The following is a 12,813-nucleotide window of genomic DNA, read 5'->3' as shown; positions in this document are numbered from 1 at the left end:
CAAGGATCACGATCCCTTGCCGCCTGTTTCTTACGCGGAATATCGCAGTTCTGGCGCAATTGTTGCACTGCGCAAAAGTGACTCGACAATATACGATTTATGTTATAGTGTAACATATCAATATTCAGCTACAGTTGAGAAAGTTCCCCCCTATGTTGTCGAAATATGCGTTGCTCTGTGCTGGCGCCTTGCTGCCGCTTGTCCCTGCTCATGCCGAGACAGCTCAGGATAATGGCGAAACGCAGGCAACGAGCACCAGCACCGCTGATTCATCAGATGACGATTTTCATAAGACGATCGTGGTGACAGCACCGGGTCTTTCGCAGCTCAATTTGCTGGCAGGCACTTCTGTTGTCAGCGGCATCGAATTACAGCGTAACCTTGATGGCCAGGTGGGCGATGTGCTCGCCAAGCTGCCAGGTGTTTCGACTTCCAGCTTTGCACCGGGTGTATCGCGCCCGATCCTGCGCGGTCTGCAAGGTGACCGTGTGCGCATTATGGTTGATGGTATCGGGGTGAGCGATGCCTCGGGCGTTTCGGCTGACCATGCCGTTTCGATCGATCCGCTGACAGCCCAGAGCATTGAAGTGCTGCGTGGGCCTGCTGTGCTGCTTTATGGTAGCTCAGCAATTGGCGGTGCGGTTAATATTATCGACAAGCGTATCCCGCGTGCGGTGCCGGAAGAGCCGGTTCATATCGATGCCATCGGCGGTGTCGATACGGCCACCAATCTGCGTCAGGTAGGGGGATCGGCCGATATGCCTTTGGGCAAGCAATTCGTGCTCCATGTGGATGGCTCCTACCGCAAGACGGATGATATCGACATTCCCGGCTATGTCATCGCACCGGGCCTGCGTAAGCAGTTGCTTGATGCTGCCAATACGGTGGAGGGCAGCGATCCGGATAAAGCCTCAGAACTGCGTGAAACAGCGAATGAGCGCGGCACGCTGCCCAACAGCAACACCCGCACATACACTGCCGGAACCGGCGTTGCCTGGATCGGCGACAGTGCTACCCTCGGTGCGTCCTTTGGCTATTACAACACCCAATATGGCACGCCAGAGCGCCCCAGCGCGGATATCTCCGGCGAAGGCGAAGAGGATGAAGGCCCCGTCCAGATCCACATGCGCCAATATCGCGGCGATCTGCGTGGCTCCGTCGATCTTGCCAGCGGGCCATTCTCGCAAGTGCGGACGCGTTGGGGTTATTCTGACTATAGCCACACTGAAATTGCCGGTGGTGAACGCGGCACGACCTTCAACGTAAAGAATCTCGAAGGCCGCCTGGAACTGGTGCAGAAACAGCAAGGCGATTGGAGTGGCTCGATTGGCGGCCAGTTCGTCAACAACAAGTTCGAAGCTATTGGTGACGAAGCCTTCGTGCCGCCCAGCACCACCGATGAATATTCGCTCTTCACCTTGCAGGAAATCAACAAGGGGCCGCTGCAATTTCAGGGTGGTGCGCGCTATGAGCACGTCAATATTGATGTGCCGACCTACGACACGACCAAGAAGTATGACAATATCTCCGCATCGATCGGAACGTCCTACGAAGTGGCAGATGGTTTGCGGATTGGCGTGAACGGGTCGCGTGCATCGCGGGCACCCAATTCGGAAGAATTGTTCGCTGATGGTGCGCATGAAGCTACCCAGCAATATGAAATTGGTAGCACGGATCTCACCAAGGAAACTGCATGGGGCCTCGAAGGCTATGTGCGCGGTGATGTGGGGCCGGCCACGGTCAATTTCTCGATCTACAAGAACTGGTTCGATAATTACATCTATCTGCAGGCCGCAGGGACGATTGAAGATGGCCTTCCCGTCTATAATTATCTGCAACAGGATGCGCATTATTTCGGCCTGGAAGGCGAAGTGAATCTGCCGCTTTACAAAACTGAAGGCGGGCTTGAATTCCTGACCGATCTGCGCGGCAGTTATGTGCGTGCTACGCTCGATGATGGCGGTGCTGTTCCATTCATTCCGCCGCTCAGCCTGCTTGGTGCGCTTGAAGCCAAGAATGATCGCTGGGATGCCCGGGCGGAAGTCCAGTGGTTCGACAAGCAGGATCGCGTGGCCTCTTATGAGACGTCCACGGATGGCTTCACCTTTGTGAATCTGTCGCTCGCCTGGAAGCCGTTGCGCGGTAATCAAAACGTCACCCTTATGCTGCAGGGTGACAATATATTCGATGTCGAAGGCCGCCGTGCTGCCAGCGCTACGAAGGATTACGCACCGCTGGTTGGGCGCAATGTTAAGTTGAGCGTCCGTATGAGCATTTAAGGTGGCTGATTACCGCAAACCAATTTCCAGTCCCCTGCGGTAATATGAACTTCCCCCAGACGAGCCTTGAAGCCCCCTCTTCAAGGCTCGTCAAAATGGAACGGGGTAATCACCGGCTCTGGATAGGCTTCATATTCGAAGCTTGGTGGCAGATCGGGTTCCAGCCCATCGATTGAGCGTAACAGAGGCACGCCGCCTTTGTGCCAGCCCTTGTCATATTCAGCGTAGAAATTGATGACGCCATGCAATTTGGCGATCCGCCATTTGCCATTTTCGCGCACATATTCATTTTCATAGGTCGCTTCACCCCAGCGGCCCTCTTTGCCAAGCCAGCCAATCGTGATGAAGGTGCGCCAGCGCGCTTTGGCAGTGCCAGCCTTGCTGTCTACATGGATCACCGGCTGCAATTGCATGTGGTTGAACAGCACGCCGTGACCATAGGCAGGCAGACATTTAAGATAGGCGCGTGCCCTTTCGCGGCCGACATAGACTCCGCGCCCGGCAATCTCCAGCGTGCCATTTTCGGCAAACAGATCGGCGGCTTCGTCCCACATGCCCTTATCGACATAATAGCCATAAGCGCATTGCAGGTTCATCAGGTCGCGATAGTCTTCCGCTTCCTGCAAGCGGGCCGCCAGCTTTTGCTGTGCTGCCCGCAGATCAGATAATTCTGCCCGCATCGCGGCGAGTTCGGCATCCATAATCTCTCTCCCGTGAGATGGTGGGCCGTTAGAGGCGGGGTAAAGTTACTCCGCGCTGGCCCATATATTTGCCTGCTCTGTCGGCATAGCTCGTTTCACAAGGTTCATTGCCTTGCAGGAACAGAAATTGGCAAGCGCCTTCATTGGCATAGACCCGCGCAGGCAAGGGGGTGGTGTTGGAAAATTCCAGCGTCACATGGCCTTCCCAACCCGGTTCCAGTGGTGTGACATTCACAATGATGCCGCAGCGTGCATAGGTGGATTTGCCAAGGCAGATTACCAGCACATCCTTTGGCACGCGGAAATATTCCACTGTGCGGGCAAGCGCAAAACTGTTGGGCGGAATGATGCAGCAATCGGTTTTGCGATCCACGAAGCTGTTAGAGTCAAAATCCTTGGGATCGACAATCGCGCTATCGACATTGGTGAAGATCTTGAACTCATCCGCTACGCGAGCGTCATAGCCATAGGACGATAGCCCATAGCTGATGCACCCATCGCGCCTTTGTGCTTCCACAAAGGGTTCAATCATTTGCTCGCTGACCGCTTTGTTGCGGATCCATTTATCACTCAGAATCGCCATCCGCATGGGATTGCGGATAGCGATTCAGGAGGCAAGTGATTTTATCCTGCAGCCAGCAGGCTGGCATTCCCGCCGGCGGCTGTTGTGTCGATCGTAATCACCCGTTCTGTGGCAAAGCGGGCAACATAATGCGGGCCCCCGGCCTTGGGTCCGGTGCCCGAATGGCCTTCACCGCCAAAGGGCTGGCTTTCCACCACTGCGCCGATCTGATTGCGGTTGACGTAGAAATTCCCGACTCTGGCGCGAGATTCTACCAATTGACGCGTGCCGTCGATCCGGCTGTGCAGGCCAAGTGTCAGGCCATAACCGGTGGAATTGATCTCATCGATGATCTTATCAAGCTCCGTACCTTTGAATCGCACCACATGCAGGATCGGGCCGAAATTTTCCTGATCGAGATCTTCGATGGAATTGATCTCGATGATCGTAGGCGCAACATAGCTGCCCTTCTGCGTGATTTCAGGCAATTCACGTTGCCAGACTTTGAACCCGCGTTGGCGCATGGTGTCCACGTGATCGTCGAGCTTCTCTTTGGCCTCTTCATCGATGACTGGCCCAACATCTGTAGGAAGATCAGCCGGGTCGCCAATGTCGAGCGCTTCAAATGCGCCCTTGATCATGTGCAGCATAGTGTCCGCAACATCTTCTTGCAGATAGAGCACCCGTAAGGCTGAGCAGCGCTGGCCCGCACTTTGGAAAGATGATGCTACCACATCACGTGTCACCTGTTCGGGCAGAGCCGAACTGTCCACGATCATTGCATTCTGGCCACCGGTTTCAGCAATAAAGGTCGCAATTCCGCCATCGCGTGCGGCAAGGCTGCGGTTGATGGCACGTGCGGTTGCAGACGATCCCGTGAAGGCCACACCTGCAATGCGCGGATCGCTGGTGATCATGCCGCCCACTTCACCGCCACCGGGAAGCAATTGCAGCACATCATTGGGAATGCCGGCTTCATGCATGACCTTCACCGCATGGGCCGCGATGAGCGGTGTCTGTTCGGCGGGCTTGGCGACCACGGTGTTGCCCGCAGCCAGAGCTGCCGCCGCTGGGCCGACGAAAATGGCCAGAGGGAAATTCCACGGCGAAATCGTTGCAAACACACCGCGCCCGGACAGATGCAGGCGGTTCTGCTCCCCCGTTGGCCCCGGCAAAGGCACTGGTGCGGCAAATTGCATCCGTGCTTCGCTGGCATAGAAGCGCAGGAAATCCACTGCTTCACGAATTTCGAGGATCGCGTCGATGATAGTTTTGCCAGCTTCTCGGCGGCATAGCGAAATAAATTCAATCGTATTGGCTTCCAGCCCGTCGGCGGCCGCTTCCAGAATGTCGGCACGCGTAATGCCGCCCACCGCGTCCCACCGGCGTTGTGCCGTCACTGCACGAGTGATGGCCAGATCCACGTCGTCTGAAGTGGGATAAAGCGCAGTGCCCACCACATCGCTGGTGTCGATGGGTGAAAACACATCATGTTCTTCACCGCCCTCTCCGGCGAGCACGGTTGGTGTGGCGAGCCAACTCCGGGTTTTCAACGCATCCACCTTGGCCAGCACATCGGCCTGAACATCGCGGTCTGCAATGTCGACGCCAGCGCTGTTGACCCGGGTGACAAAAATTTCGCGCGGGAGCGGGATATTGAGGTTGCGCATGATGGGCATGTCGCCCAGCTCAGTCATCGGATTCTTGGCCAGCTCTTCCGCCGGGACTTCCGCATCGGCCATCCGGTTGACGAAAGAACTGTTCGCACCATTTTCCAGCAGGCGGCGCACCAGATAGGCCAAGAGATCCTTATGCCCGCCCACCGGGGCATAGATCCGCACCGGCGTTTGTGGTTCGCCATTCTTCTTCTCAAGCTTGGCGAGCGCTTCGTAAACTTCTTCACCCATGCCGTGCAGGCGCTGGAACTCGAACGCCTGACCCTTGGCCAACTGCTTGATCGATCCGATCGTATAAGCGTTATGCGTGGCAAAAGCGGGGAAGATCACGTCATCCGCCTTCAGCAGTTTGGCTGCGCAAGCGAGGAAGGAAACATCCGTCGCGACCTTGGCTGTGAACACCGGATAATCTTCAAATCCGCCGACCTGACTTGCCTTGATTTCGGTGTCCCAATAAGCGCCCTTCACCAAGCGGATCATCATCTTGCGATCGTTCTTGCGAGCAAGGCGTACAATCCAGTCACACAGAGGGGCGGCGCGCTTCTGGTAGGCCTGAATGGCCATGCCGAAGCCTTCCCACTGGGTGCCGTCTTCCCGCGTGAACAATGCATCATCAGAAGCCAGCGCTTCCATCACATCGAGCTGCAATTCCAGCCGTTCCGCTTCTTCAGCGTCGATGGTGAAGTGAATGTTTGCATCGCGCGCCGCCACGGCCAGTTCGCGCGTGATTGGCACTAGCGCATCAATCGCGGCCTTGGCGTGAAGATAGTCATATTTGGGATAAAGTGCCGATAGCTTCACCGAAATTCCGGGCGATTTGACGATGCCGCCACCGGCCCGTGCCGCCAGCTTGGAAATCGCATCGAGATAGGAAACCCGGTAGCGTTCAGCATCTTCGAAGGTCATCGCTGCTTCGCCAAGCATGTCGTAAGAATGGGTCAGACCCTTCTTGCGTTCAGGCAGGGCGCGCTTCATCCCCTCTTCGATGGTGCGGCCAAAAACGAACTGCCCGCCCAGAATGCGCATGGCCTGCAAAGTGGCCTTGCGGATCACCGGTTCACCCAGACGCCCGACTGAACGGCGCAGCGCATTGCCAAGGCCCGCTTCCTTCAGGCCGGAACCGCGCAGGACTTCCCCGGTCAGCATCAGAGAGAATGTTGCAGCATTGACGAAGCTGGAACTGCTTTCGCCCAGATGCTCCTGCCACGCCACATCGCCCAGCTTATCGTGGATCAGCGCATCGAGCGTTTCTGTGTCAGGCACCCGCAGCAGTGCTTCGGCGAGGCACATCAGCGCAATGCCTTCCTCCGTCGCCAGACCATAGGCATGGAGAAAGGCATCAAGGCCATCTTCCTTGTGCCCGCGAGCGCCTTCGATCAGCTTTACAGCCAGAGCGGCGGCCTCATCATGGGCCTTGTCAGCGTCCTTGGCCTGGGCGATCCGTTGCGCGTTGCATTCGGGCTCGTCCTGGCGATAAGCAGAGCGGAGGGCGGTGCGATCGATCATGGGCGGGCTTTCTGAAAACTGATTCATTCTCTACCCATCTGGCCCCGGTTCTCTCAGCTTCAACCCCTTGCAAACATGAGGTGATCCTGATTTTTGCGCATTTGGACGTCCCGGCGAAAAGAAAAATTTTCCTTTTTATTCATACCAGTACGCCAAGGTACGCATCTCCACGCTTGCACGCGGTTCACTGTCGGAGCCGACGGAAGGGTCGGTAAAGGCGGTGTGAGGAACATAACGCGCAACTGCACTGTCCGTATCCCATCTTTTGAAGACAAGAACGTCATCGGGCGTCATGTCGGAAAAGAAATACCAACGATGCCGGGGAGAATAGATGAAATTCATCGACGGCAGCCGCCATGTGACTTTGCCATCTACATCGAAGGCCGCGCTCGCTTCGATCACATCTTCATCTTTCACTGTTGTGGCATCGCAAATTGTCAGCGGCACGTCGATCGGCGGGCCGGAAAATGCGCGCCAGATATTGTGATGGGCACAGCGTTTCACTGTCCGGTCAGGATGCGGGTTACTGTCGGTGGATTGTTGTTCAGCGGCTGAGAAATAGGAATCGGAATGGACCAGCCGCGCGGCATAGGAATTGTGCCGTGTGCCAGCTTCCGGTGATCTTTCACCCCAGCGCAGGATAGGTGGGCCTGCCACCAGCACTTCATCAGCCCCGGTGATGCGCTTCACAAAGGCAGCAATTTCGTCCGGATGGATGGCGCTGGCCCGCTCTGCATCACGCCAATCGGTAACAGCGGTGAGCATGGTGAACAGTTCAAACCCGTTCACATCAAGCTGCGGAGCCTGTGCCAATGTGCGCGCATCGATGATCGGCACAGTGTGTGCGTCTTTTTGAACCGTATCGAGGCTGAGATCATTGGCGTGGAAAGTTTCCACCCTCCCTGTGTCTCTTGCATAAAATACAGTCCCCTCAACAGTGCGAGGATGGGCCATTGTGGCAGACATTGTTCTCTCTCCTTTTTTGCCAAGAGTGCCGATTCCTTGGCGCTTGGGGAAGAGGTTTTTGACAATGCCCGATTATTCTATTTGGCGCGTGCAGCCCTGAACGGAGGCGATATTCCGGCATAGAGATCGGGCCGGTGCCAGACATAGAGGATAGAAGACATCGCTACGGCACCAACCAGAGAATAGAGAATATTCGTCGTCCCGATAAAGGGGATAGAGGCGGACAGGATCACGACATCGAAAAATACCTGTGTTCGGCCTGCATTCCATCCGCGCGACGATAGCAGCCAGAGCGCGACAATACCGATTCCTCCAACGCCTGCGCCGTGGCGGGCAATCGCCAAAATGCCCAGGCCAAGAATAATCCCGGCGGAAAAGGCAGCGAGCGGGGCATTATGGATGGTGAAATCAGCCGTATGATCGAACAGGATCGAAAAGCCTGCCACGCCCAGACTTACCAGCAATGTGCGCAAGGTGAAGGTCCAGCCCATCACCTTGAGCGACAAGAGAAAGAACGGGATGTTGAGCAGCGCAAAGAGCAGGCCGGTCGACAGAGGAATGAAATGCCCCACCAGCAGGGCAAAGCCGGCCATGCCGCCTGTCACCAGACCGGTGGCTTTCAATATGGCCATTCCCAGTGCCAGCATGATGCAGCCCACGATCAGCGCATAGGCATCTTCAAGCGTGCTATGTTGTGGGCGGCCAGTATCGGTGGGAATCTGCATCTCAAAAGATCCGAATAGAGGCAATTTGGATACGCTTTTCACGGCTTTGAGGCTTATGGCAAGTGATTTGTAATTTTATTACAGAAGTGCATTCAGCGCTCAAAAGCTGCTTTTCCTGTCATCAGTCGTCGTGATTACACGCAATTTTCGAATGATGAGAGGATTTCGTGCCATTCAGGACATAAAAAATGTGTGCCAAATGCAGTGTGGCACAGCACCATAAGCACACAAAGCCCACCAATGAATGGGGGTGCCCGAAGGCAATATTCATATTTTCTGTGAAATATGGTGCGGTCGAGAAGACTCGAACTTCCACGGCCTTTCGGCCACAACGACCTCAACGTTGCGCGTCTACCAGTTCCGCCACGACCGCACGTCGAACAAGGTGCTTTGCAGCGTCCTTGCGGGGTAGGAGCGCGCCATTAGCAAAGGGTCTATGATCCGGCAAGCGCACTCGTGAAAATAATCGCATTTTTCTGTAAAAAGATTGCAGTCATCGGCTGAAACGGGCGGATTAGTCTGGTTTCCAGCCGATTTCGGCAAATTTGGCCGACCGGGGCACATCCGTCTTCGCTTCGTTGATGCTCATACTTTCACCCGGCCCAAGCGTGCGTTTGGGAGGCATGATTTCCCAACTATAGACGATTCGGTCCCGCCCATCGCGCAATACGATCAGGATCGGTGGCACGCGGGTCGAGGAACTGCCGATATTGGTGACTGTGCCGCTGGCGCCGAAAAATTCAGTGCCATTGGGCAATTGCCGCCGTTCTTGCTGGTCTGCTGGAAAATCGAGCTGCAAATCGGGTTCCGCCTGCGCGAAGATCGGGCGGCTCATCGGGAGCCAGTCCGGCATTCCCCAATAGCTGACCGCACCCAAAGTCGCTGCGGCCAGCACAGCAAACACCACCGCAGCATAGGTCCACAATTTCAACGGATTGCGACGCGGGCGAAAGGGCGGTGCTGGGTCAAACTGCGATGAGTTCGTCGAATCTTCGGTTGAGGGGTAGGGCGCCATGGGCGGCGGGGGCACGCGATCTTCTGAAGCAAAGGCGGTTTTGACAGGGGCTTGCGCCACGCTGAGCGATGATTCTTGCGGTTCTGCAACAGCCGCAGCGTCGTGTGTCTGCGCCGCGCTGTCACTCTCATTGTGAGGGGGCGAAGCGCTGGATTCCTCCGCTTTCTGGCTTTCCGCAGGGCGGGAAAAGTCCGGCCCTTCCTGAAACCAGCTATGCCGGCACTTGGCGCAACGAACAGTCCGACCTTCCGGTCCGACGGAATTGTCCGGCACGACATAGCGTGTGGAGCAGGCTGGGCAGGCAATAATCATACTGGATTGAATCTAAAGCACGGGAACGACATGCCAACAAGGCACGAACCCCTATACCACGCATCAAGCACAGCTTTTTTCCACATCCAACACAGGCTATAGCACCCGCACATGCTTTGCGATCCCTATTATACCCATCGGTTGTGGCAAGCCTGCTTCTCATTGGATTATGCGCGGTGAACTCAAGTTTCCGCCCCGATAGCCGGCCCAGCGACCGAAGCGTGGTGCAATTCGATAATGTCGGATTGCGCTATGGCACGGATCGCGAAGTTCTCAGTGATATTACTGTGACGCTTGAGCCGGGGCGGTTTTATTTCCTCACCGGGGCAAGCGGGGCGGGCAAAACATCCCTGTTGCGGCTGCTTTATCTGGCCCAGCGCCCATCGCGGGGAATTATCCGCATGTTCGGGCAGGATCTGATCACCACACCGAGAGAGAAGCTGCCCGAATATCGGCGGCGAATTGGGGTGGTGTTTCAGGATTTCCGGCTGGTGTCGCACCTCTCTGCTTTTGAGAATGTGGCGCTTCCGCTCAGGCTGTCAGGCTTGCCCGAACGCGATATTGCCCGCCCGGTGGCCGATATTCTCGATTGGGTAGGCTTGTCGCATCGTTCAACTGCCAGTCCCGCATCGCTTTCTGGTGGCGAACAGCAACGTGTCGCGATTGCACGGGCCGTGATTGGCCGGCCGGAAATTCTCGTGGCTGATGAGCCGACGGGCAATGTCGACCCGGAAATGGCGCTCAAATTGCTGCGCCTGTTTGAAGCGCTCAACCGACTGGGAACGACAGTGGTGGTCGCCACGCATGATGCGCATTTGCGCGAAAATCTGCCCAATCCGCAAATTCTTCATCTGGAGCGGGGGCGGCTGACCCGACGAAATGCGACTTCTTCGGAAGGTTCAAGGCGATGAGGTCGCGCTGGGACCATTGGGAGCGGATTGAAGGTTGGGTACAGCGCTGGCGCGGGTCTGACGCCGCGCAAGGGCTGATCCCGCGCACGCGATTGGCAGGGCCGATTCCATCCGTCATCGCCGTGATGATTGCCTTGAGTGTCATGGCTGCTGCGGCTGCCCTTTCGCTGAGCAATCTGGCCCATAATGCGCAGGCTGAGATTTCGGGCGGGGTAACGGTACAGATCGTCGAAGCCGACCCGACTGCGCGTGAGCGGCAGGCCCGGCTGGCGCTGACCCTTTTAGGCGGGGTACCGCGCATGTATGAACTGCGCCGGGTGCCTGATGCAGAGCTGAATGCCTTGCTGGAACCATGGTTGGGCAAGGATTTCGCGACAGACAGCACCATTCCTGTGCCGGCGCTGATCGATGTGCGGCTGAAGGGGCAAGTGACCGCCGCTGATCTGGCAAATCTGCGCAAAGTGCTGGCAAAAAAGGTCCCCGCTGCCAGAGTGGATGCACAATCGACATGGCTGGGGCCGGTGTTTGACGCGGTCAATTCGCTCCGCTGGCTGGCCATGGGGCTGATCATGCTGATCGGAATGACCAGCATTGCCGCTGTATGGCTCGCCGCCCGCAGTGCCATGGCGGCCAATCGCGCGACGATTGAAATCGTCTATATGCTCGGCGCGAGCGACCACCAGATCGCGCGGATTTTCCAGCGTTCTGCGGCGCGCGATGCTGCCCTTGGGGCGGTGATCGGGATGGCGGTGGGACTTGGCGCGATTGCCATTCTGGCGCGGCAATTTGCAGCCCTTGGCTCGGGCATGGTGCAGAGTGCATGGCTTACGGGCGGGGATTGGGTGGCAATTGGCGCAATTCCGTTTATCGGTGTGGCTGTTGCTTTCTTAACTGCCCGGATAACTGTGCTGAGTGCCTTGAGACGAATGCTGTGATCGGTCGAATTTTTGCTGCGTTTTTATTGTTTTGGCTGGTCGGGTTCCTGTGGTTCGCGGTGACACTGCCGGGGCCTGACGATTCGCAGGCAACGGATGCGATTGTGGTGCCCACGGGTGGGGCAGGGCGTATCGGGCGGGGGCTCGATTTGCTGCGCGAAGGCAAGGCAAAGAAGCTTCTGGTAAGCGGCGTGGATATTCATGTCCGTCCGGTTGAATTCGCCACCGAATATAAGGTGTCAGACCGGTTGATGGATTGCTGTGTAACCTTGGGTTTTGATGCTCTGGATACGCGTGGAAATGCCCGCGAAACCGCACAATGGATCAAGAAGAACAGTTACCATTCCATCCGCATCGTGACGAGCGACTGGCACATGCGCCGTATTCGGCAGGAATTGCGTCAGGCGCTCCCCGCTGATGTCGTGGTGCTGGAAGATGGCGTGCGCACAGAGCCATCTTTGAAGATGCTATTCCTTGAATATAACAAGTTTCTGCTCACCTTCCTGTCCGAAGCCTGGCCGGGGTAATATGATCTTACTGCGCAACATCCTCTTTTATGTCATCTTCTATGGCGGCACGGTTTTGTTATTGCTGCTGCTGATTCCGGTGGTGCTGGTTGCGCCATCTGCTGCGCCATCCATTTGCGATGCCTGGTCGCGCCACCATCGCTGGTGCGTGCGCAATCTGCTCGGCATCACCATTCGTGAAGAGGGGGTGAAGCCTGAAGGCCCCTGTTTCTTTGCCTTTAAGCATGAGAGTTTTTTTGAGGCGATTGAATTTCCGACTTTATTTGTGCGGCCGGTGATCTTCGCCAAGCAGGAATTGTTCAACATTCCTATCTGGGGTCGCGCGGCGGTGGTCTATGGGCTGATCCCGGTGGCCCGGCTGGATGGAGCCAAGGCGCTGCGCAGCATGATCAAGCAGGCCAAGACCCATGCACATGATGGGCGGCCCTTGTGTATTTTCCCCGAGGGCACCCGCGTGCCCCATGGGCAACGCCCGGCTTTGCGCTCAGGCTTTGCGGGAATTTATAAAATGATTGGCTTGCCGGTGGTGCCGGTGGCTGTGGATAGCGGCCCGCTCTATCAGCATCGCTTAAAGCGACCCGGCACGATCACCTATCGTTATGGCGAAATCATTCCGGCCGGGCTTCCCCGCGCTGAAGTGGAAGAAAAGGTTCATGCCGCGATCAATGCCCTGAATTGACCGTGCCAGCATTGATCGC

11 protein-coding genes and 1 tRNA gene are annotated in these 12,813 nt (G+C 56.6%); 5 read left to right on the top strand and 7 right to left on the bottom strand.

What is annotated here, in order from left to right:
• Positions 1–152 precede the first annotated feature (152 nt).
• Complete coding sequence (locus tag GRI39_RS09315) at positions 153–2,279, top strand: TonB-dependent receptor (protein WP_160739439.1); 2,127 nt, start codon at positions 153–155, stop codon at positions 2,277–2,279.
• Positions 2,280–2,359: 80 nt separating this feature from the next.
• Here the strand turns inward: GRI39_RS09315 and GRI39_RS09310 are convergent, their stop codons facing one another.
• The 7 genes from GRI39_RS09310 to GRI39_RS09280 form a co-directional block, all read right to left on the bottom strand.
• A complete protein-coding gene (locus GRI39_RS09310) occupies positions 2,360–2,980 on the bottom strand; it encodes a nuclear transport factor 2 family protein (protein WP_160739438.1) in 621 nt (206 codons plus the stop codon).
• Positions 2,981–3,008: 28 nt separating this feature from the next.
• Entirely contained in the window at positions 3,009–3,563 is a 555-nt protein-coding gene (gene dcd, locus GRI39_RS09305; RefSeq protein WP_160739437.1) for a dCTP deaminase, read from the bottom strand.
• Positions 3,564–3,604: 41 nt separating this feature from the next.
• Positions 3,605–6,751 carry a bifunctional proline dehydrogenase/L-glutamate gamma-semialdehyde dehydrogenase PutA gene (gene putA / locus GRI39_RS09300; protein WP_160739436.1) on the bottom strand — a complete coding sequence of 1,049 codons (3,147 nt, stop codon included), beginning with the start codon at positions 6,749–6,751 and terminating at the stop codon, positions 3,605–3,607.
• 108 nt (positions 6,752–6,859) lie between these two features.
• Positions 6,860–7,690, bottom strand: coding sequence for a CmcJ/NvfI family oxidoreductase (locus GRI39_RS09295; RefSeq protein WP_160739435.1), 831 nt, complete (start codon positions 7,688–7,690; stop codon positions 6,860–6,862).
• Positions 7,691–7,767: 77 nt separating this feature from the next.
• Positions 7,768–8,415 (bottom strand): YitT family protein, encoded by a 648-nt coding sequence (locus GRI39_RS09290; protein ID WP_160739434.1) that lies wholly within the window; start codon positions 8,413–8,415, stop codon positions 7,768–7,770.
• A gap of 286 nt (positions 8,416–8,701) precedes the next feature.
• A tRNA-Leu gene (locus GRI39_RS09285) sits at positions 8,702–8,788 on the bottom strand.
• 141 nt (positions 8,789–8,929) lie between these two features.
• Positions 8,930–9,742 (bottom strand): zinc-ribbon domain-containing protein, encoded by an 813-nt coding sequence (locus GRI39_RS09280; RefSeq protein WP_160739433.1) that lies wholly within the window; start codon positions 9,740–9,742, stop codon positions 8,930–8,932.
• A gap of 176 nt (positions 9,743–9,918) precedes the next feature.
• Here GRI39_RS09280 and ftsE point away from each other — a divergent pair, with 176 nt between their 5' ends.
• Genes ftsE through GRI39_RS09260 form a run of 4 tightly spaced genes read left to right on the top strand, consistent with a single transcriptional unit; the run spans position 9,919 to position 12,794 of the window.
• Positions 9,919–10,653: a cell division ATP-binding protein FtsE gene (gene ftsE, locus GRI39_RS09275; protein WP_343033324.1), complete on the top strand. Its 735-nt coding sequence runs from the start codon at positions 9,919–9,921 to the stop codon at positions 10,651–10,653.
• Complete coding sequence (locus GRI39_RS09270) at positions 10,650–11,588, top strand: cell division protein FtsX (protein ID WP_160739432.1); 939 nt, start codon at positions 10,650–10,652, stop codon at positions 11,586–11,588. The genes ftsE and GRI39_RS09270 overlap by 4 nt, the downstream gene beginning before the upstream one ends.
• Entirely contained in the window at positions 11,585–12,115 is a 531-nt protein-coding gene (locus tag GRI39_RS09265; protein WP_160739431.1) for an ElyC/SanA/YdcF family protein, read from the top strand. The genes GRI39_RS09270 and GRI39_RS09265 overlap by 4 nt, the downstream gene beginning before the upstream one ends.
• Position 12,116: 1 nt before the next feature.
• Positions 12,117–12,794, top strand: a complete 678-nt coding sequence (locus tag GRI39_RS09260; RefSeq protein ID WP_160739430.1) for a lysophospholipid acyltransferase family protein — start codon at positions 12,117–12,119, stop codon at positions 12,792–12,794.
• Positions 12,795–12,813 lie beyond the last annotated feature (19 nt).

This window comes from Altericroceibacterium indicum (assembly GCF_009828105.1).
Lineage (GTDB): Bacteria > Pseudomonadota > Alphaproteobacteria > Sphingomonadales > Sphingomonadaceae > Altericroceibacterium > Altericroceibacterium indicum.
The sequence above is the reverse complement of the archived record's forward strand: the minus strand, read 5'-3'. Positions and strand labels throughout refer to the sequence as shown.